General features: G+C 64.8%; 22 protein-coding genes. 21 read left to right on the top strand and 1 reads right to left on the bottom strand.

Annotated features, from left to right (window positions below):
* Positions 1–12: 12 nt before the first annotated feature.
* Complete coding sequence (locus A9974_RS14345; protein WP_183004846.1) at positions 13–1,137, bottom strand: MBL fold metallo-hydrolase; 1,125 nt, start codon at positions 1,135–1,137, stop codon at positions 13–15.
* Between the two features lie 78 nt (positions 1,138–1,215).
* On the opposite strand from A9974_RS14345, the gene A9974_RS14340 reads away from it, so the two are divergent.
* From A9974_RS14340 to A9974_RS14240, 21 genes are all read left to right on the top strand, one after another.
* Entirely contained in the window at positions 1,216–1,869 is a 654-nt protein-coding gene (locus A9974_RS14340; protein ID WP_183004845.1) for a TetR/AcrR family transcriptional regulator, read from the top strand.
* A 199-nt stretch (positions 1,870–2,068) separates the two neighbouring features.
* Entirely contained in the window at positions 2,069–2,701 is a 633-nt protein-coding gene (locus A9974_RS14335; protein WP_183004844.1) for a putative 2OG-Fe(II) oxygenase, read from the top strand.
* A gap of 164 nt (positions 2,702–2,865) precedes the next feature.
* Entirely contained in the window at positions 2,866–3,873 is a 1,008-nt protein-coding gene (locus A9974_RS14330) for a hypothetical protein (RefSeq protein ID WP_183004843.1), read from the top strand.
* Positions 3,863–4,129, top strand: coding sequence for a flagellar biosynthesis protein FliQ (fliQ, locus tag A9974_RS14325; RefSeq protein ID WP_183004842.1), 267 nt, complete (start codon positions 3,863–3,865; stop codon positions 4,127–4,129). The genes A9974_RS14330 and fliQ overlap by 11 nt, the downstream gene beginning before the upstream one ends.
* Positions 4,130–4,136: 7 nt before the next feature.
* On the top strand, positions 4,137–4,901 hold the full coding sequence (locus tag A9974_RS14320) for a flagellar biosynthetic protein FliR (protein WP_183004841.1): 765 nt from the start codon (positions 4,137–4,139) through the stop codon (positions 4,899–4,901).
* Positions 4,901–5,980: a flagellar biosynthesis protein FlhB gene (locus tag A9974_RS14315; RefSeq protein WP_183004840.1), complete on the top strand. Its 1,080-nt coding sequence runs from the start codon at positions 4,901–4,903 to the stop codon at positions 5,978–5,980. The genes A9974_RS14320 and A9974_RS14315 overlap by 1 nt, the downstream gene beginning before the upstream one ends.
* Positions 5,977–8,055 (top strand): flagellar biosynthesis protein FlhA, encoded by a 2,079-nt coding sequence (locus A9974_RS14310; RefSeq protein ID WP_183004839.1) that lies wholly within the window; start codon positions 5,977–5,979, stop codon positions 8,053–8,055. The genes A9974_RS14315 and A9974_RS14310 overlap by 4 nt, the downstream gene beginning before the upstream one ends.
* A gap of 36 nt (positions 8,056–8,091) precedes the next feature.
* A complete protein-coding gene (locus tag A9974_RS14305) occupies positions 8,092–8,820 on the top strand; it encodes a flagellar hook-basal body protein (protein ID WP_183004838.1) in 729 nt (242 codons plus the stop codon).
* 11 nt (positions 8,821–8,831) lie between these two features.
* Positions 8,832–9,614 (top strand): flagellar basal-body rod protein FlgG, encoded by a 783-nt coding sequence (gene flgG / locus A9974_RS14300; protein ID WP_183004837.1) that lies wholly within the window; start codon positions 8,832–8,834, stop codon positions 9,612–9,614.
* A gap of 7 nt (positions 9,615–9,621) precedes the next feature.
* Positions 9,622–10,584: a flagellar basal body P-ring formation chaperone FlgA gene (gene flgA / locus A9974_RS14295; protein ID WP_183004836.1), complete on the top strand. Its 963-nt coding sequence runs from the start codon at positions 9,622–9,624 to the stop codon at positions 10,582–10,584.
* Positions 10,581–11,180 carry a flagellar basal body L-ring protein FlgH gene (locus tag A9974_RS14290; protein ID WP_183004835.1) on the top strand — a complete coding sequence of 200 codons (600 nt, stop codon included), beginning with the start codon at positions 10,581–10,583 and terminating at the stop codon, positions 11,178–11,180. The genes flgA and A9974_RS14290 overlap by 4 nt, the downstream gene beginning before the upstream one ends.
* Entirely contained in the window at positions 11,180–12,319 is a 1,140-nt protein-coding gene (locus A9974_RS14285) for a flagellar basal body P-ring protein FlgI (protein WP_183004834.1), read from the top strand. The genes A9974_RS14290 and A9974_RS14285 overlap by 1 nt, the downstream gene beginning before the upstream one ends.
* A 21-nt stretch (positions 12,320–12,340) precedes the next feature.
* On the top strand, positions 12,341–12,718 hold the full coding sequence (flgB, locus tag A9974_RS14280; protein ID WP_183004833.1) for a flagellar basal body rod protein FlgB: 378 nt from the start codon (positions 12,341–12,343) through the stop codon (positions 12,716–12,718).
* Between the two features lie 2 nt (positions 12,719–12,720).
* Entirely contained in the window at positions 12,721–13,158 is a 438-nt protein-coding gene (flgC, locus tag A9974_RS14275; protein ID WP_183004832.1) for a flagellar basal body rod protein FlgC, read from the top strand.
* Entirely contained in the window at positions 13,155–13,457 is a 303-nt protein-coding gene (gene fliE, locus A9974_RS14270) for a flagellar hook-basal body complex protein FliE (RefSeq protein ID WP_183004831.1), read from the top strand. The genes flgC and fliE overlap by 4 nt, the downstream gene beginning before the upstream one ends.
* 17 nt (positions 13,458–13,474) lie before the next feature.
* A complete protein-coding gene (fliF, locus tag A9974_RS14265; RefSeq protein ID WP_183004830.1) occupies positions 13,475–14,902 on the top strand; it encodes a flagellar basal-body MS-ring/collar protein FliF in 1,428 nt (475 codons plus the stop codon).
* Positions 14,902–15,423: a hypothetical protein gene (locus tag A9974_RS14260; protein ID WP_183004829.1), complete on the top strand. Its 522-nt coding sequence runs from the start codon at positions 14,902–14,904 to the stop codon at positions 15,421–15,423. Before fliF ends, A9974_RS14260 begins: the two co-directional genes overlap by 1 nt.
* Positions 15,420–16,199 (top strand): FliH/SctL family protein, encoded by a 780-nt coding sequence (locus A9974_RS14255; RefSeq protein WP_183004828.1) that lies wholly within the window; start codon positions 15,420–15,422, stop codon positions 16,197–16,199. Before A9974_RS14260 ends, A9974_RS14255 begins: the two co-directional genes overlap by 4 nt.
* Positions 16,196–17,533, top strand: a complete 1,338-nt coding sequence (locus A9974_RS14250) for a FliI/YscN family ATPase (protein WP_255468170.1) — start codon at positions 16,196–16,198, stop codon at positions 17,531–17,533. Before A9974_RS14255 ends, A9974_RS14250 begins: the two co-directional genes overlap by 4 nt.
* Positions 17,530–17,988, top strand: coding sequence for a flagellar export protein FliJ (locus tag A9974_RS14245; protein WP_183004827.1), 459 nt, complete (start codon positions 17,530–17,532; stop codon positions 17,986–17,988). The genes A9974_RS14250 and A9974_RS14245 overlap by 4 nt, the downstream gene beginning before the upstream one ends.
* Positions 17,975–18,646 carry a hypothetical protein gene (locus A9974_RS14240; protein ID WP_183004826.1) on the top strand — a complete coding sequence of 224 codons (672 nt, stop codon included), beginning with the start codon at positions 17,975–17,977 and terminating at the stop codon, positions 18,644–18,646. Before A9974_RS14245 ends, A9974_RS14240 begins: the two co-directional genes overlap by 14 nt.

Raw genomic sequence — 18,646 nt, 5'->3', positions numbered from 1 at the left:
ACGGCGGGTCGGCTATTCCGTTTTGGGCGCTGCTGCCATCCGTTTATCGGGCGAGGGTTGCGCCACCAGCTTGCGCCACCACGGCGATCCGGCGTGCGGCGCGGTGATGTCCAGGCGTTCACCCATTTCCGGCGTGGTCAGCGCAACGCCTTGCGCTGCAGCCAGGGCGCTGATGCGTTCAAAGGGCTCCTGCCAGGCATGCATCGCCAGGTCGAAAGTGCCGTTATGGATGGGCAGCAGCACGCGGCCGCGCAGGTCCAGGTGGGCCTGCAGCGTCTCTTCGGGCTGCATGTGCACGAAGGCCCAGCGCTTGTCGTAGGCGCCGGTTTCCATCAGCGTCAGATCGAACGGGCCGTGGGCGTCGCCGATGGCCTTGAAACCGTCGAAGTAGCCCGAATCACCGCTGAAGAATATCTTCACATCGTCGTCCTGGATGACCCAGGACGCCCACAGGCTGCGGTCGCTGTCGGTCAGGCCTCGTCCCGAGAAATGCTGGGCGGGCGTGGCGGTCAGGCGCAGCTCGTCGACCACGGTCGATTGCCACCAGTCCAGTTGGTCGACCTGCTTGGGGTCGATGCCCCAGGCGATCAGTTGATCGCCCACGCCCAGGGGCGCGATGAAGCGGCCCGTCTTGCTGGCCAGTTGCATGACCGCAGCGTGGTCGAGATGGTCGTAGTGGTTGTGCGACAGGATCACGCCGGCCAGCGGGGGCAGGTCGTCGATGCGGATGGGCGGCGCATGGAAACGCGCCGGGCCCGCCCACTGCACGGGCGAGGCGCGCTTGGAAAACACCGGGTCGGTGATCCAGTAGCGTCCTCGCAGCTTCAAGAGAATGGTGGAGTGCCCCAGGCGGTACAGGCTGCGGTCCGGCGCGGCATCGAGATCGGCGCGGGTGAGCGTGCGTACGGGCACCGGCTGGTCGGGCACCGTGCCGGTGGGCTTGTCAAAAAGGAAGGCCCAGGTCAGTTTCAGCCCGTTCCAAAAGCCCATGGGCGGGCGGGGCGACGGATTGGTGAAGCGGCCCTCGCGGTGCTGGGGGGAATCGGGATAGCTGGGGTTGCTGCGGCACAAGGCAAGGCTGGTCAGGGCGGTCACGGCAAGAATTCCTGGCAGGAGAGCGGCGGAAGAGCGCTTCATCGGTAGCGTCCAAAATTACACTGATGAGTGTAGTTTCGTTTTCTAAAAAAGTACACTGGCCGGTGTAAAATCGTTCACATGTCATCTTCCCGTTCCGCCAAACCCGCCGCCCCGCAGCGCCTGACCGACCGCAAACGTGAAGCCATCGTGCGCGCGGCGGTCGACGAGTTTCGCAGTGCGGGATACGAGGCCACCAGCATGGACCGCATCGCCGCGGCGGCAGGGGTGTCCAAGCGCACGGTCTACAACCACTTTCCCAGCAAGGACGAACTGTTCGGACTGACGCTTGAACACCTGTGGGAAAGCAGCGCGGGCAGCGAAGATCTGGCCTATCGCCCGGACCTGCCGCTGGATCGGCAATTGCGGCAGTTGTTGATGCAAAAGCTGGAGCTGCTGGGTGACCCGAGCTTTATCGATCTGGCGCGCGTGGCGATGGCCGAGATCATTCACTCCCCAGAGCGCGCGCAAGCCATCGTCTGCCGCATGGGGGAAAAAGAGACAGGGGTGACGGCCTGGATCCGCGCGGCCATCGCCGACGGTCGATTGATCGAGGTCGATGTGGATTTCGCCGGGCATCAATTGCAGGGCCTGGTGAAGAGCTTTGCGTTCTGGCCGCAGGTGACGCTGGGCCAGCCGCCGCTGGCGAAGGCCGAACGGCGGCGGGTGGCGGATTCGGCGGTGGCGATGTTTTTGGGGTGTTATGCGCGCCAGCGGGCTGACGGCAAGGCCTGAAAGGGGGAGGTGCCGATTGGGCCTCTGCCGATGACTTGACTATGGTTTGACCCGGACACTGCAATCAGGCGCTCAGGCGCCTTTTTTCATGGCCAGAAAAATATTTAATTTACACCCCTAAACTGATTTCGGACCAGGGGGATAACTTAGGAATGTAGCGGCGCGAAAGGCGCGCCGCGTGTGCTTGCCTGGTTTATCCATGTCCCGCGAAATCCAATGGTTGTGGCCCACTCCGATCATGCATTGCAACCTGCGCGAAAGCGGCCAGGTGGATGCCGGTCTGCATGACGCATTGCAGGCGTTCTCGGAACGTAACCAGAGCCGCTTGCTGAACGACGAGAAGCGCTCGTCCACTCGGGAAACGCTCTATACCCGTTACGACACGGGCATATTCAAGCGCACCCGAAATCCTCAACTGAAAGCCATCCGCGAACTGATCTTGTCAGAGTGCGACGACTTCGCGGCGCAGGCCTACGGTGACCAGGTGCGCCAAGCCAGGCGCGACCATACCATGTGGTTCGTGGTGCAGCGGTCGGGTCAGGCCAAGGACGCAGTGCACGCGCATTATCACGAAGGCTCGGACCTGGCCTTTGTCTATTACCTGACCATGCCCAAGGACGGCAGCGGCCAATTAGTGCTGATGGACCCCCGCGGCACGGTTGGCAGAGGCGGTTTCGTCGTGCCGCGCCATGCCCTGGTGAACATCATCCAGCCCCGTGAAGGCGACCTGATCCTGTTCCCGCGCTACCTCATGCACTACACAACGCCCAATACCGACAATGTAACAAGGCGGGTGATTGCAGGTAGCGTCAAGTACGAAAGACCGCATTAGATAAGGCTGAACGCAATGTTCTGCCAGGATTTTTGCATTCGTTGACAGTTACAACATACATGTTCTGCAAATATAAGTTTCGTCTTGAGATGGGTGCCCAGCGCCTTCAAGCCTCCACGAATTCGCGCTGATACACCGCAGTCGCCGTTTGCTCCGGGTTTTTCATGTACTTCCTGTTTCGTCCCATCAAGCATCTGCATCCCATTCGTGAATGGGCGCTTGCACATGGCGCGGACGCCTCGTTGGACCCGTTGACGTTCGAGATGACGCTGCGTTGCGACGGCCGCACGGTCGTGCTGTATCCGCGCTTCGTGCGCCAGCACGAGGGGCGCACGATGTATCAGCGACCTTTCGCCGGGGATGGTGATTTCATCGGCTGGATGCCCTATCCGGTGAAGTCATGGGGGTTGTCCACGGACAAGACCTTGTTCAAGGACTATGCCCTGGCGAATGGCCTGCGTGTCACGGCCAGCTGGACGGACGGCCCCGGACTGGTGTCCGACTATATCGTCAAACCTGCCATCAGTTCGTTCGGCGTGGGCATACGGGGTCCGTTCGGTCCGCTGGCGCCACCGGTAGGCGGGCTGGCGCTGGGGCCGGGCGAGTTCTGCGAACAATTCATTCGTGGCCGCAGCGCCAAGGCCTGGTTCTGGAATGGTGAGCCGGCGGCGCTGGAAGTGCTGACGCCGCCGCAGATCATCGGCGATGGCCGGCGCACACTGCGCGAGATCGCGACACAGCCGCGCGGAAATTTCGACCTCGTGATGGACCTGGACGCGTCCTTGCAGATTCTGGCGTGGCAAGGCTATCACCTGGATTCCGTGGTGCCAGAGGGCGTGGAAGTGATGTTGGATTTCCGCTACCTGACTCCGCACGACCGGGTCACGCTCAAGAATCGCGACGTCTGGAACGCGGTGTCCACGGAGATCGCCACACAGTTCTGTTATGCCGGCCCGCTGCTCTACCGAGGCATTGATGAGCCGCTGCGGCGCAATTCGGTGTTCACGCTGGACGCCGTGATCGACGCCGACGATCGCGTGTGGCTGCTTGAAATGAACAGCCACCCCATGATCCACCCCAACGTGTACCCATTGATGCTGGCGTCGGTCTTTGCGGACGAACCGCCGGAGGCTGAGCCGACGCTGGAAATCAGGAGCACGCATGAGGCCTGATCTCGCCATCCAGTTGATGAGTGACCTGTTCTGGACCGGTTTGATGATCTGCGCACCCGTGCTGCTGCTGACGCTGGCGGTGGGAGTGGCCATCAGCATCCTGCAGGTGGTGACCCAGGTGCAGGAAATGTCCCTGACTTTCATTCCCAAGATTGTGGCGGCGGTGGTCGCCATGGTGATCTTCGGTCCCTGGATGCTGCGCACTCTGATGCAATACGCGAGCACGCTGCTGCGGGATGTGCCGGGACTTCGCTGAGAGCGCTATGTTTGCCATTGATATTCCTCTCCTGGCGACGGCCGCCCTCGTGTCGATCCGCATCGCGGTGATGCTGGCTTTCACACCTGTCTTTACGCAGTTTCCCATCCCGGCGACCGCCCGCGTGCTGTTGGTGGCCATGCTGTCCATGACGCTAGCCATGGCCTTGCCACGGACCGGCCAACCGGTGCCGACCGACCTGGGCGGCTTCATCCAGGCCGCCGCCCTGGAATTCTCGTTCGGCTTGCTGCTGGCTTGCGGCATCTTCTGCGCCTTCTCGGCGATTGCCTTTGCCGGGCGCGCGCTGGATATCCAGATCGGCTTCGGCATCGGCCAGGTGTTCGATCCGATCAGTCGCGCGCAGGTGCCGATCATGACGTCGGTGCTTTTGTATACCGGCGTCGTGGTGTTCTTTCTGCTCGACGGCCACCATGCCTTGCTGCGGGGGCTTGCCTACACATTGACGGTCGTGCCGGTGGGCGGGTTTTCTCCGCAGGACGTGAACGTGCGCGCGGTGATTGCAGCCTGGGGCAACGTGTACGGGCTGGGGTTCATGCTGATCGCGCCCGTCGCTGCATTGTTGCTGCTGGTCGAGCTGGGGTTGGGCATCCTGGCCCGTGGACTGCCGCAGATGAACGTATTCGTGATCGCGCTGCCGATCAAAATCATGGTGGGCCTGGCGGCGCTGGCCGCTTGGGCACGCTTCATGCCGTCGGGCCTGTCGCGCATCTTCGGCCTGACGTCGGATGTCTGGAACGGGGCGGTGCGCTGATGCAGGAATTCGATAAGAGCGAAGCCGCCACCCCGTTCAAGCTGCAGCAGGCGCGTAACCGCGGTTCGGTGGCGCGCAGCCCCGACCTGACGGGCGCGGTTGCCATGCTGACGGCCGCCGCGGTGATGTATGCATGGGGTTGGGAGGCCGTGCAGGCGCTGGCGGCGCTGGCGCGTGCGGCCCTCGTTCATGGCCTGGGCATGCATGTCTCCGCGGCGTCGGTGGTGTCGTTGATCGGTCGCGTGGGAGCCGATGCCTTGCATATCGTTGCGCCGTTCGCGCTGACGGTGGGCGCCGCTGCCCTGATCGCCAATGTTGCGCAGACAGGGCCGGTGTGGAGCGGATTTCCGCTCAAACCAGATCTGAACCGCATCAATCCGGCCAGTGGCCTGAAACGGCTATTTTCGCTGCGCACGGTGTATGACGCGGTCAAGAGCGTACTCAAGGTAACCGTGCTGGCGTGGGTGCTGTACCTGGTGATCAAGGACCTGAGGTCGTTGTTTTATCTACTGGGCGAGCGCACGCCTTTCCTGGCGTTGAAACAGTTGCTGGAAATGTTGACCTCCATGGCGCTGAAACTGGCGTTCGCGGCCTTGTTGCTGGCGTTGATGGACCTGGGCTACACCCGCTTCGAGTTCAAGCGCAAGATGCGTATGAGCAAGCGCGACGTGAAAGACGAGGTCAAGAACCGCGAAGGCGATCCACGCGTGCGCTCGCGCCTGCGCGGGCTGCGCATCGAGATGCTCCAAAAAGCGGCGTCCGTGCGCCAGGTAGGTCAGGCCGATGTGCTGATCGTCAATCCCACCCATATTGCCGTAGCGCTGCAATACAAGCGGGGCGAGATGGCCGCTCCCGTGATGCTGGCCAAAGGGGCCGGCACGCTGGCCGCACGCATGCGGGCCGAGGCTTCTCGTTGCGGCGTGACGGTGGTACGCAGTCCCACACTGGCACGCGCGCTGTTCTTCCAAGGCGACATGGGTCAGGCGATTCCGACCGCGCTGTACGCCGATGTGGCGCGCATCATGGTCTGGCTGATCGCCCAACGCAATGCGCGCAGCGCGCCGGGGGGGGCGGTATGAACCGGCTGTCGCAATGGCTGGCGAGCAACCGGGACATCGTGATGGTCCTGGTGGTAATGGGCGTGCTGATTGTCCTGTTCATGCCGATTCCGCCAGGGGCGCTGGATTTCCTGATCCTGGCAAATTTCAGTTTCGCCTTTCTGATCCTGCTGCTGACGTTCTACATGACACGGCCGGTGGAGTTTTCGACGTTTCCGTCGCTGCTGCTGATCGCCACGCTGTTCCGCCTGTCATTGAATGTTGCCGCCACGCGGCTGATCCTGTCGGAGGCGAATGCCGGTAGTGTGATTTCGGCCATTGGCGGCTACGTGGTGGGTGGCAACTATGTGATCGGGCTGATCGTGTTCCTGATCCTGATCGTGGTGCAGTTCGTCGTGGTGACCAACGGCGCGCAGCGCGTGTCCGAGGTGGCGGCGCGTTTCACGCTGGACAGCATGCCCGGCCAACAGATGAGTATCGACGCCGACCTGAACATGGGTTTCATCACCCAGGAACAGGCACAGGTGCGCCGCAAGACGCTGGAAAAGGAAGCCGCCTTCTATGGTGCGATGGACGGGGCGTCCAAGTTCGTCAAGGGCGATGCGATTGCCGGCATTCTGATCATGGCCATCAACATCATCGGCGGCCTGGTGATCGGCGTGATGCAACTGGGTATTCCCTGGAGCGAGGCGATCCGCGTTTATACCTTGCTGACGATCGGAGATGGCATTGTGACGCAGGTGCCGGCGCTGGTGATCGCGGTGGCCACCGGCATCATCGTGACGCGTTCGGCGTCGGACGGCAATTTCAGCCAGGAAGTGGCGCGCCAGATCACGCTGTTTCCCAAGACGCTGTTCCTGGTGTGCGCGGCTCTGTTCGCGCTGATGGCGCTGCCGGGCATTCCGGCGTTGCCGGCATTCCTGCTGGCGGTGACCGTGCTGGCGCTGGGCTGGGCGGCGCATCGGGCGGCGCGGGCCAAGCGCGCCGCGGACAGTCCCGCAGAGGACGCGTTGCCAGCTTCTGTGTCGGCAGGTGACCCCTATGATGCCTTGAAGGTCGAAGCCATCGAGATCCTGGCGGGCGCGCACTTGCTGCCGTCGGTGATGGAACTCAGTGGCTTCGCCGACCGTATCGCCGCATTCCGCAACCAGTACGTGCAGGAAATGGGCATGGTCATTCCCTCGGTCAAGGTGCGCGCCAGCACCCGGTTGGGGCCGGACGACTACGAGATCGTGGTGTATGGCGTGCCGGCGGGCAAGGGCCAGGCTATGGCGGAACGCTGGCTGGCGATCCACCCGGCAGGCGTGACCAAGACCGTGCGTGGCATCGAAACGCGGGATCCGACCTACGGCTTGCCGGCGGTGTGGGTCGAGGAATCCGAGAAGGCTAATGCGCAGCAGGGCCGCTACACGCTGATCGACGGCCTTACCGTGTTGATGACGCACCTGACCGAGGTGCTGCGGCGCGAGTCCGCCAATCTATTGACCCGCGCCGAGACCGACCGGCTTCTCGAGCGTGTGCGCTTGGCACAGCCCGGCCTGGTGGAAGAACTGACGCCGGGAATCCTGTCCATGACCGAAGTGCAGAAGGTGCTGCAGGCGCTGGTACGCGAGAAGGTCAGCATTCGCAATCTGGAGGCGATCCTGGAAGTGTTGGCGGATGCGGGTCGCAACCAGCGGGATCCGGGCTTTCTGGCCGAACAGGTGCGCCAGCGCCTGGGGCAGGCGATCTGCCGCTCGCTGTCGGGCGACGCCAGTACGTTGCACGTCATCACGCTAGACCCGTTGACCGAAGCGCATATCGGCCATTCCCTGCGCCATACGGCTGAGAACGGCGGTCGCTTGGCGATCGAGCCGCGCGTAGCGGACCAGTTGATCGGCAGTCTCGTGCAGCAGGCCGAAGCCATGATGAAGGCCAATCTGCTGCCGGTACTCCTGTGTTCGCCGGACCTGCGGCGCCATCTGCGCATGTTGACCGAACGCGTGTTGCCGCATCTGCGGGTGCTGTCCATGGCAGAGATCCCCGGCAGCATCGATCTGAAAGCATTTTCGGCGGTTTCCGTTGCCGCCTTGCAGGAAGCCGCGAACCGCGCCTGAAAGGCGTCGGCGCGACTGAATCACAAGGAGTGAACCATGGAAATAATGAATCTGATCGGGCAGGGCATGAGCGTGGATCAGGACCGCCTGACGGCGATCGCCGTGAATCTGGCCAATGTGCGCACGCCTGCCTACAAACGCGAACTCGTGAACGGCGTGGCATTCGAGACGCAGATGGACGTGCTGGAACGGCGCACTCAGGGCGCTGACGCGCCGTCGCCATCGGCCACGTATTCCGACATGCGGCCCGGCGCGGTGCGTTACACCGGCCGCCCGCTGGACCTGTCGCTCACGGGCGAGGCCGTCTTTCTTGAACTGTCCCGTGACGGCAAGACGCTATATGGGCGGCAGGGGTCATTGCATGTGGATAGCCAGGGTCGCCTGGCGACGGCGAGCGGCGATCTGGTCATGGGGCAGGGCGGCGAGATTCGCCTGACGTCGACCGCACCGCGGATTGATCCGATGGGCAACGTCTACGACCAGGGCCGCTTTGTCGACAAGCTGAGCCTGGCGTCATTCACGGATCCGCAAGGCCTGACGCGACTGGGCGGCGGCGTCTACGCGGCAGCGCAAGGCCGCGCCCAACTGGCGCGGGAAGGCGAGTCGTCGGTGCTGCAAGGCTATCAGGAAGGATCGAACGTGGATCCGGCGCGCGAGATGGTCGGCATGATCGACGTGATGCGCCACTTTGAAAGTCTGCAAAAGAGCGCCCAGTTCATCGACGAAATGACCGGTCGTGCCGTCCAGAAACTGGGCGAATTCTAAGGAAAACCCGAATGATCGATTCCCTGTATATCGGCGCCACCGGCATGCATGCGCAGCAGACCGGCGTGGATGTCGTGGCCCAGAACCTGGCCAATATGAATACCACTGGCTACAAGAAATCGTATGTTGTGTTCGAAGATCTGATGACGCGGGCCGCCAGCGGCGGGCAGCCTGCCGGCGTGCTGGGCGCGGACCCCGCTTCCAACATGGGGCTGGGCGTGGCGATTGCGCGCAATGCCAAGTCGTTCACCACCGGCGAGATCAAGCAGACCGGCAAGCCCCTGGATCTGGCCATTCATGGTGACGGGCTGCTGGAAGTCAGCATGCCCGACGGCGGCGTGGCCTATACCCGTGGCGGCACCTTGAAGATCGATCAAGACGGCATGTTGTCGACGCTTGCGGGCCTACCGTTGAAGGCGTCGATTTCAGTGCCGGCCGATACCGAAAAGCTGGCCATCGCGCCCGACGGGCGTGTCACGGCCTGGCGCAATGGCGGTCGGGATGCCGACGAACTGGGCAAGCTGGAACTGGTGCGTTTTAACGCACCGGAAGACCTGAATTCACTGGGCGAGGGGTTGTACCAAGCGACGGAACGATCGGGCGAGCCCGTGTTGGGACGCCCGGGCGAGGACGGTCTGGGGCTGTACGCGCAAGGTTTTTTGGAATCTTCCAATGTGCAGCTCAATGAGGAAATCGTCAATCTGATGGTGGCGCAACGCGCCTATGAGGCCAACGCCAAGGTCGTGCAGGCGTCGGACGACATGCTCGGCCTTGTCAATAACCTGCGACGCTAGGCGAAACGTGCGCAAGCTGTTCTTCCTGTTGATGCTGTGGCCATGCGTGGCCGGGGCGGTGCCGCAAGAGGGCGATGCGGTGCTGTTCCTGCGCGCACAGGTGCGGGTGCCGACGGCGGTGCTGACGCTGGGCGATGTAGCACGCATCGAGGCGCCCGCTGAGCAGCTGCCTGCGTTGGCGGGCCTGGCCATCGGCGCTGTGCCGCCCGCCGGCGCAACGCGTGAGATCGGCCGCGAGGAATTGCAGCGCTGGATCGATACCGCTGGGCAAGATCTGGGGCAGGTGCAGTGGCGCGGCAACGCCTCGGTGCGGGTGGCGCGCAAGACGGCCGCGCTGGATACCGACGCCGTCCTGAAGGTGGCTCAGGACGCGGCGCGCCAGGCATTGCAGGCGCGCTTCAAAGAATTCTCGGTGGAAGCGGCGGGCAATCCTTTGCCGGACGTCGTCTCGGCAGGCGCCTTCGAACTCCGGGCGCGTCCAGTGGCAGCAAGCGACACCCTGGCATCGCGCCTGGTGGTATGGGTCGAGCTGTGGCAGAAAGGCCAGTTGTATCGGGCCGTGCCGGTGGCGCTGAAGGTACGGGCCATGGCGCCGGTGCTGCGGGTGAATGCCTCGTTGCCGGCGGGCGCATCGGTGTCGATGGCGGACGTGACCGTCGAACAACGTGACGTGGCGGCCCTGGCCGGCGCGTATTGGCCAGCGGATGAACCGCTGGGCGCGGTGCGCACACGCCTGGCCGTGGCCTCGGGGGCCGTGCTGCTGCGTTCGCAGCTGGACGCGCTGCCGGATGTGGAACGCGGTGACCAGGTGGCGCTGCGTGTACGCGCGGGCACGGTCACCATCGAGACCACGGCGCAAGCCATGCAGGACGGTTGGGCCAACCGCACGTTACGGGTGCTGCCAGCCAATGCCACGGACACGATACAGGCGCGCGTGATACGCGGCGGGCTGGTGGAGGTAGTGCAATGAAGTTGAATGCTGTCTTGGCACGCGCGGCTGCCGCACGGGCAATGGGCCTGGTGCTGGCGTTGGCGGCGGTAGCCGCACAGGCCGAAAGCCTGTATGACCCGGCGCTGTACCGCTCCCTGGGCACGGACCGCAAGGCCGCCCGGATTGGCGACGTGCTGACCATCCAGGTGGTCGAAACGTCGTCGGCGACCAGTTCGGCCGACACCTCGACGGGCCGCAAATCCAGCATCGATGCGGAATTCCGTCTCTCGCGCCGGCCGACGACGGCCGGTGGACTGGAGGTGGACAGCGATTTCGAGGGGGGCGGCAAGACCCAGCGATCGGGTCGGTTGTTGGCGCAGATGTCCGTGAACGTGGTGGACATCGCGCCCAACGGCGATCTGTATGTCAAGGGCGATCAGTTGCTGACCGTGAACGACGAGCAACAAAAAATTCACGTCAAGGGCAGGGTGCGGCCGCAGGACATTTCGCCGGGCAACGTGGTGCTGTCCACCCGCCTGGCGGAAGCCGAAATCATATACATGGGCGAAGGCGAATTGGCAGGGCGACAGCGCCCTGCCTGGTGGAACCGTTTTCTCAATTGGTTGGGCTTCTGATGCGCGCGAGGATCGCAGTACTGGTGATGGTGGGGGCTCTGGTGACGTCGCAATCCGCCTTGGCGGTGCGGGCGGCCGATAGCGAGGTTGTGCGCATCAAGGACCTTGGCAAGCTCAAGGGCTGGCGCGAGAACTCGCTCGTGGGCTACGGCATCGTGGCCGGCCTGGCTGGCACGGGTGACTCGCCGTCCAATAAAACCACGCGTCAAGCGATGGCGAACGTGTATTCGCAGTTCGACCTGACCGTGGCGCCGGATCAGGTGCAAAGCCGCAACGTGGCAGTGGTGATGGTCAGTGCCATGCTGCCGCCTTTCGCGCGTCCGGGAGACGCCATCGATGTGGTGGTGACGTCGGCCGGCGACGCTCGGAGCCTGGTGGGCGGCAACCTGCTGGTGACGGCGCTGAAGGCGCCTAACGGCAAGATATACGCGCTGGCGCAGGGCTCGCTGTCGGTGGGCGGCTACCGCTACGACATGAACGGCAACGTGGTGCAGAAGAACCACCCGACCGCGGGCTCCATTCCCGGTGGGGCGACGGTGGAAGTGGGCGTGAACGCACAGATGCTGACGGAGGAGGGCACGATGACCTTCCTGTTGGCCAACCCCGACTACACCACGGCCGGCCGCGTTGCGGCCGAGATCAACCGGGCGCTGGGCCGGCCGCTGGCCAAGGCGCGCGACGCCGCGGGTGTGGATATCCGAGTGCCGGAATTCGAACGCGACGATCTGGTGACATTCGTGTCGCGCATCGAAGCGCTGTCGATCACGCCCGACCAGCGCGCCAAGGTGATCCTGGATGAGCGTACTGGCACGGTGGTGTCCGGCGGCAACGTGCGGCTGTCCAAGGTAGCGATTTCGCACGGCGATCTGCGCATTTCCATCGTGACCGACAACCAGGTGTCGCAACCTATCTTCGTGCGCCAGGGCGATGGCGCCGGTATTCGCACCGAAGTCGTGTCCAACTCCAGTATTGACGTACGCGACGGCGAGGCCAGCGCCTTCGTCATGTCCGAAGGCAGCACGGTGGCCGATTTGGTCCAGGCGCTGACCAAGATTCGCACCAGCACGCGCGACATCATTTCCATCCTGCGTGCCATCAAGACGGCCGGCGCACTGCATGCCGATCTCATCATCCAGTAAACCCAATGAGCCCATCACGCCATGATTGATCCCGTTACGCTAGCCGCCCTGGGCGCTGCCCTGGATGCCGCCAGCCTGCGCCAACAGGCCGGCGCGGCCAATATCGCCAACGTCAATACCGCAGGCTATACGCCGATGCGGGTGCAGTTCGAGGAACTGATGCCATCGGCGGCCGCCGCGCTGGACCGCAACGGACGCATCGCCTTGCAGGACTTGCCCGCGCCGCGCCTGGTGCTCGAAAGCCCGACGTCGAATGTGCCCTACGGCGCCAATGGCGTGGCCATCGACCAGGAAGTCGCGGGCCTGGCCCGCAATGCCTTGCACTACCAGGCGCTGGTCAAGTCGCTCAATGGGCAGTACGCGCTGGTCGAGTCGGCCCTGAATGACGGGAGGCGTTGAGCATGGACTACCAGAGCGCATTCGCCATCAGCGCCGCCGGCATGAGCGCCGAGAAGCTGCGCGCGGACGTTGCCGCGCTGAACCTGGCCAACGCCAATACGCCACTGACAGCCAAGGGCGCGGGCTTCCAGCCGCTGCGAGTGATGTCGTCGGCACGAGCGACGCCCGCCGCCCGCAATTTCGGTGCAATGGTCGAACAGGGCTTGTCGGTGGGTCAAAGCCTGAGCGTGGCGCCGTATCGGGCGCCGGCTCGACGGGTCTACGAGCCCGGGCATCCACAGGCGGACAAGGACGGCTATGTCTCCTATCCGGGCGTGGACACGCTGACCGAGATGATGACGCTGATGGTGGCCAGCCGCGCCTACGAGGCCGACGTGGCGGCCTTCAATGCGGCTAAATCCATGGCGATGAAGGCTCTGGAGATCGGAGGCCGTCAATGACCATTGCCGCGATCGATGCGTTGCAGTCCGCCGCCGTTCAGGTTCAGGCCCAGGCGTCAACCGCAGCAGTCCCTGCGGCGGCGCAGTTCGATGCCTTGGTGCATTCAGGCCTGACGGGCGTGAACCGCACACTGCTGCAAACGGAGACCGACGCCCAGCGGCTGGCCGTCGGCGATGTACAGAACCTGCACCAAGTCATGATCCATATGGAAGAGGCCAAGGCCAGCTTCCAGTTGTTCCTGCAAGTGCGCAACCGTCTGTTGGACGCATATCAAGAAGTCATGCGTATGCAGATTTGAACCGGGGTTGACCTGAAATGTCTTTATCGGAGTTTTGGACGCGCCTGGATCGGCGTAACCGCTACACCTTGATCGCAGGGGCCGTGGTCATCGTGGCGACGGTGGCGATTGCGGGGTGGATGCTGACTCGCGCCAATTACCAGGTACTGTTCTCAGGCATGAAGCCGCAGGACGCCTCGGTGATGCTGAGCGAGCTGGATAAGCAGAAGATTCCTTATCGGCTGGAAGCGGATGGCACCGCCATCCTGGTGCCGCAGGAGGTGGTGCACAAAACCCGCATCCGCCTGTTGGGCCAGGATCTGCCGCTGCATGGCGCGGTGGGGTTCGAGCTATTCAACAATGCCGACTTCGGCATGACGGAATTTGCTCAGCGCATCAACTACCAGCGCGCGCTGCAAGGTGAAATCACGCGCACGATCCTTTCGCTGACGAATGTGGAATCGGCGCGGGTGCTGATCGCGATGCCGGAGCAGGGGCTGTTCCATCGGGGCGCGGGTGTACCAACGGCGTCCATCGCGGTGGCGCTGCGCGACGGCCGCAGCCTGTCGCCCGAGCAGGTGCTGGGCATCCAGCGGTTGGTATCGGCGTCGATCCCGGATATCGAATCTCGCAACGTCACGATCGTCAACCAGAACGGTGTGGCCTTGACGGCAGGCGCGGGCGAACCGGATGGCGCGGCGTCAGCCGACACGCGTCTGGCGCTCAAGCGTTCGACCGAGGAATACCTGACCCGCAAGGTCACCGGCATGCTGGACCAGACCTTTGGCAGCGGCACGGTGGTGGCGACGGTGGACGTGCTGTTGAACATGGACCGCATTCGAATCACGACCGAAGACGTGTTGCCATACTCCCCCGCCGGCAAGGGACAACCCACCGGTGTGGTGGTGCGAGAACGGCGTTCGAACCGCGACGGCGAGCCGGGCACCGGCGTCAACAATGGCCGCAAAGCCGGCTCTGGCACGGACAACGAAACCGACTACCAGGCAGGCCGCAAGGTCGAAGAGATCGTATCGACGCCTGGCGTCATCATGAAGATGGGCGTTACCGCCGTGGTGCGCGGGCCCATGGACGGCGTGGCGCTGGAACGCCTGAAGACGCTGGTGGGCAACGCCGCGGGCGCTCAGGTCGAGCGCGGCGATACGGTCATTGTCTACAGCACCGAGCAGATGGCTGCGCGCAGCGGCGTGGTGGTGCAAGACGCGGGCATGACGGTGGCCAAGGCGATCGAGCCGCAGCGATTGCGCACGGAATTCGAATGGACGCCGCGCCTGGCGATCGCGCTGCTATTGGCGGTAGGCGGGGTGGGATTGATCCTATTGCTGCTGCTGGGTCGCCGCCGGGCTCCGGTGCCCAGGTTGTCGGCCGAACAGCGCGAAGTGCTGCTGCATCAACTACGTGGCTGGCTCGAACCCGGCAAGACGCCCGCCGACGCGGAGAAGCCGTAATGGACGGCCTGCGTCTTTGCGCCCTGGCCTTGCATGCCGTCGCCAGTCGCGATCGGGCCTGGTTGCTGTCGCGCCTGCCGGATGGCCCGCGTCGCCAACTGACGGCGCTGGTGGACGAGCTGCGCGGCACCGGCATACCCGCCGATCCCGAGCTGGTGCGCCAGTTGGTGCGCGAACGCGAGCTTCTGGCGCGCGATCCTGCACAGCATCCGACCGGTGCGCGGCTATTGCGCGCTAGCGCGCAGGATGTCTGGATGTTGCTACGCGGTGAGTCGGATGCCTTGGTCTGCCGTGTGATTCGGCGCCACGAGTGGCCCTGGAAGGCCGAACTGCTGGACCTGTGCGGTCTGGCGCGAGCCAAGCGGATTGAAGCATTGGCGGCGCAACTGGCGCCCGCCGTGGCGCTTGAGCAGGCCATCGTGGATGAGCTGGAGCTGCGTCTTGGCGCGCGTCAGTCGGTGGCCGGCCGGCCACGTCCGGCACGCTGGCAGTTCCTGCGGCGCGAGGGGAGACCCGCATGAAAACCGCTGCCATTCTGCGCCAGATGCCGGTGGCGCCGTCTTCCCGCCTGCTGGGACAGCGTCCGGCGTTGGCGCCGCGTACGCTGACTCCCGCCCATCCCCCTGCCTTGCGACCGGCGCCGGATGCCGTCGTCTCACCTGCGCCAGCCGCAGCGCCGCCTTCGATGGCGCCCGTGGACCCCGCCCTGACCGAGGCAGAAATCGAGCAACGTAGCCTGGTTCTGGCACAGCGGATGATGCAGACAGAGTCGGATCAGGTGCGCAAGATCGCCCGTGAGGAAGGCCTGCGAGCTGGTAGGGAAGAGGGTCTGCGCCAGGCGCAGACCCAGGTGGCCGAACAACTGACGGCGCAACAGGCGCGCTTCCAGGAAGTGGTGGATGCGCTGGTGCAGGCGCTGGCACGAGATGGCCGGGCCACCGAGGACGCCGCGTTGGAACTGGCCCTGGCCGTTCTGGCCCGCATGCTGGGCGAGGCGCCCGATGCAACGCGGGTTGCGGCGGTCGTGAGACAGGCCGCGGCACAACTGCGCGACCCCGGCCAGTGGCGGGTGCGCATGGCTCCGGCCGACATTGAACTCCTGAAGGAAGCCGGCGTCGATCCGGCCTCCCTGGCGCCGCAGGCTGCCGATGTGCAGTGGGTGGCCGACCCCGCGGTGCAGGGTGGTTGTGTATTGCAGACGGCGACCGGCAATCTGGACGCGCGTCTGCATAAACAGGTCGCCGCGCTGGCTGACGCCCTATCGCAGGTCTATCGCGCGCGAGGAGAGCAAGCATGAGTATGCCGGCCCTGGCGCCCTATCTGAAGGCGATCAATACCGCGGCGCTGTATGCGCGCGACGGGGCGGTGCGGCATGTCACTGGCCTGGTCGTGACCTGCGCCGGACCGGACGCAAGCCTGGGCGAACTGTGCCGGATAACGCCCCAGGGCGGCGGCGCCGACATCCTGGCCGAGGTGGTCGGCGTCCGGCCGGACGGTGTCGTGCTCATGCCCTACGGCCGCCTGGATGGCGTGGCCGCGGGCTGCCGGGTGACGGTCGCGGGCAGCCTGGCCGGCGTGCCGGTGGGCCAGGCGCTGCTGGGCCGGGTGGTGAACGCATTCTGCGAGCCGCTGGATGGCGGTGCGCCGGTGGCAGCCGAGGTGTTGGCACCGCTGAAAGCGGCGCCTGTCAATCCGCTGCACCGCAAACCGATCGATGCTCCGTTGGAAACGGGGGTGCGGGTCATCGATGCCATGTTGCCGCTGGGTCAGGGGCAGCGCATTGGTATCTTCGCTGGCAGCGGCGTCGGCAAGAGCACGCTGCTGGGCATGCTGGCGCGCGGCGTGCAAGCGGACGTCAACGTGATTGCCCTGATCGGCGAGCGCGGCCGCGAAGTGCGCGACTTCATCGAGCGGCAACTGGGACCCGACGCGCTGGCGCGCTCGGTGGTGGTGGTGGCGACATCGGACGAACCCGCATTGATGCGCGCCCGCGCCACCTACGCCGCGATGGCGGTGGCAGAATATTTCCGCGACCAGGGGCAGAGCGTATTCCTGACCATGGATTCGGTGACGCGCTACGCCATGGCGCGGCGCGAGATCGGGCTGGCAGCAGGCGAGCCGCCGACTGCCCGCGGTTACACACCCTCGGTGTTCGCCGATATTCCCGAGCTGTGCGAACGCTGCGGCCGTTTGGAAAACGGTGGTTCGATCAGCGCCATCTTCACGGTGTTGGTGGAGGGCGATGATTTCAACGAACCGATCGCGGATAGTTTGCGGGCAACTTTGGACGGTCATATCGTGCTCACCCGTGACTTGGCCCACCGTGGGCATTATCCGGCCATCGACGTGCTGCGCAGCGTCAGCCGTCTGGCTGGCGAACTGGCCAGTAAGTCCGAACGGACATTGATCGCAGAGGCGTCTGCCAGACTGGCGCTGCTTGAGCGCAACCGCCAGATGGTGGACATCGGCGCCTATCAAGCGGGCACCAATCCGGCGCTGGATGCGGCACTGGCACTGGCTCCCGCGTTGGAGGGCTGGCTACGCCAGGAGACCGACGCGCCGGATACCCGCCGCGGTGCGTTCGAGGCGCTCGCGGCGATCATTGCCGACGGGCGGGGGGAGGCGTCATGACGGCGCAGACCCGCTTCAAGTATTCGCTCGCCGCGTTGGAATCCTTGTACACGCATCGGCTGGAACAGGCGCGTTTGGCCATGGCCCAGGCGCAGCAGCGGCTGGATGCCCATCAGGACGTACTGCAAGGGCTGCGCCAGGCGTTGAGGCAGCATCACGCGGATTGGGTATCGACCACGGCAGGCGGCTTCGACCCGGCGCGCCACGAGGTCGTGCGCGCGGCCCTGAGCCTGATGCAGGCGCGCTTGGATGCCGCCTGCGGCCACGAGACGGCCTTGATCGAGGCCGTCCAGGCATGCCGCGACCAGGTGCTGCGCGCGCATCGGCGCAGCGACACCTTGGACCGCCACAAGCAAGACGCTGCACGCGATTTCCAGTTGGAGTCCGCGCGCAGCGATCAACGACTGGCCGATGACGCCTGGCCGCTGTGGGGAGGCAACCATGAGCACCTTTGACGCATTGATGCCGAGCGGCACCACCTCGGCTGGCAGCACGCGCTCAGGCGGTGGTTCGGGCGATTGGCGTCAGGCTGTGGAACAGGCGCAGGCTCAATCGTGGCTGCGCGACCGGTCCTTGGGGGCGAGGCAGGAGCGGGTCCCGCCCGGACCGGGCGAGTCTGCGACGCCCGCCCGACCAGCAGCGGGCCGCGCGGAGCAGACAGGTACGCCATTCACCGGTCCGCTAGACGAGGCGCCCGCACCGCTCAGCGCCCCGGGTGCGCACGGGGCGCCGATAGCAGCCGCGCGCCTGACGTCGGGCGCAGGCGCTGCGGCACAGGCGGTGTTGCCGATACCGCTGGCCTGCATGCCGCCGCTTGCCGCCGCGTCGACCAATCCGCGAGGTGTCGCCGCGTTGCCTGCTGCCATGGCGGGCCAAGGGGAAGTCTTGCGCAGTGCTCGCACCCGCAAACAGTCCATTCATGCCGAATGCGGCGAGCAGGGCGTATCCGTCTGGATTCGGGATGCCTCGCTGAACAGCCGCGAGGCCAGTCATTTGGCTGCTGCCATTGCGTCGAGCCTGTTGTCCGGGCGGCAAGACGTGGCATCGCTATATCTCAACGGCCGTCCGGTGGTGGACGGTTCGCAATTGTCCTCACCCAAACCGTCGGAGTAA

It is taken from the genome of Achromobacter sp. UMC71 (assembly GCF_014170305.1).
GTDB lineage: Bacteria > Pseudomonadota > Gammaproteobacteria > Burkholderiales > Burkholderiaceae_B > Achromobacter.
This window is presented reverse-complemented; position numbering and strand designations above follow the sequence as displayed.

Coding starts and splice junctions, on each gene's coding strand:
- A9974_RS14310 (WP_183004839.1), top strand. CDS start 5,977: ATGAACCGGCTGTCGCAATGGCTGGCGAGCAACCGGGACATCGTGATG.
- A9974_RS14245 (WP_183004827.1), top strand. CDS start 17,530: ATGACGGCGCAGACCCGCTTCAAGTATTCGCTCGCCGCGTTGGAATCC.
- A9974_RS14340 (WP_183004845.1), top strand. CDS start 1,216: ATGTCATCTTCCCGTTCCGCCAAACCCGCCGCCCCGCAGCGCCTGACC.
- A9974_RS14305 (WP_183004838.1), top strand. CDS start 8,092: ATGGAAATAATGAATCTGATCGGGCAGGGCATGAGCGTGGATCAGGAC.
- flgC (WP_183004832.1), top strand. CDS start 12,721: ATGGACTACCAGAGCGCATTCGCCATCAGCGCCGCCGGCATGAGCGCC.
- A9974_RS14335 (WP_183004844.1), top strand. CDS start 2,069: ATGTCCCGCGAAATCCAATGGTTGTGGCCCACTCCGATCATGCATTGC.
- A9974_RS14285 (WP_183004834.1), top strand. CDS start 11,180: ATGCGCGCGAGGATCGCAGTACTGGTGATGGTGGGGGCTCTGGTGACG.
- A9974_RS14330 (WP_183004843.1), top strand. CDS start 2,866: ATGTACTTCCTGTTTCGTCCCATCAAGCATCTGCATCCCATTCGTGAA.
- A9974_RS14240 (WP_183004826.1), top strand. CDS start 17,975: ATGAGCACCTTTGACGCATTGATGCCGAGCGGCACCACCTCGGCTGGC.
- fliE (WP_183004831.1), top strand. CDS start 13,155: ATGACCATTGCCGCGATCGATGCGTTGCAGTCCGCCGCCGTTCAGGTT.
- A9974_RS14255 (WP_183004828.1), top strand. CDS start 15,420: ATGAAAACCGCTGCCATTCTGCGCCAGATGCCGGTGGCGCCGTCTTCC.
- A9974_RS14315 (WP_183004840.1), top strand. CDS start 4,901: ATGCAGGAATTCGATAAGAGCGAAGCCGCCACCCCGTTCAAGCTGCAG.
- flgG (WP_183004837.1), top strand. CDS start 8,832: ATGATCGATTCCCTGTATATCGGCGCCACCGGCATGCATGCGCAGCAG.
- A9974_RS14320 (WP_183004841.1), top strand. CDS start 4,137: ATGTTTGCCATTGATATTCCTCTCCTGGCGACGGCCGCCCTCGTGTCG.
- flgB (WP_183004833.1), top strand. CDS start 12,341: ATGATTGATCCCGTTACGCTAGCCGCCCTGGGCGCTGCCCTGGATGCC.
- A9974_RS14260 (WP_183004829.1), top strand. CDS start 14,902: ATGGACGGCCTGCGTCTTTGCGCCCTGGCCTTGCATGCCGTCGCCAGT.
- fliQ (WP_183004842.1), top strand. CDS start 3,863: ATGAGGCCTGATCTCGCCATCCAGTTGATGAGTGACCTGTTCTGGACC.
- A9974_RS14345 (WP_183004846.1), bottom strand. CDS start 1,137: ATGAAGCGCTCTTCCGCCGCTCTCCTGCCAGGAATTCTTGCCGTGACC.
- fliF (WP_183004830.1), top strand. CDS start 13,475: ATGTCTTTATCGGAGTTTTGGACGCGCCTGGATCGGCGTAACCGCTAC.
- A9974_RS14290 (WP_183004835.1), top strand. CDS start 10,581: ATGAAGTTGAATGCTGTCTTGGCACGCGCGGCTGCCGCACGGGCAATG.
- A9974_RS14250 (WP_255468170.1), top strand. CDS start 16,196: ATGAGTATGCCGGCCCTGGCGCCCTATCTGAAGGCGATCAATACCGCG.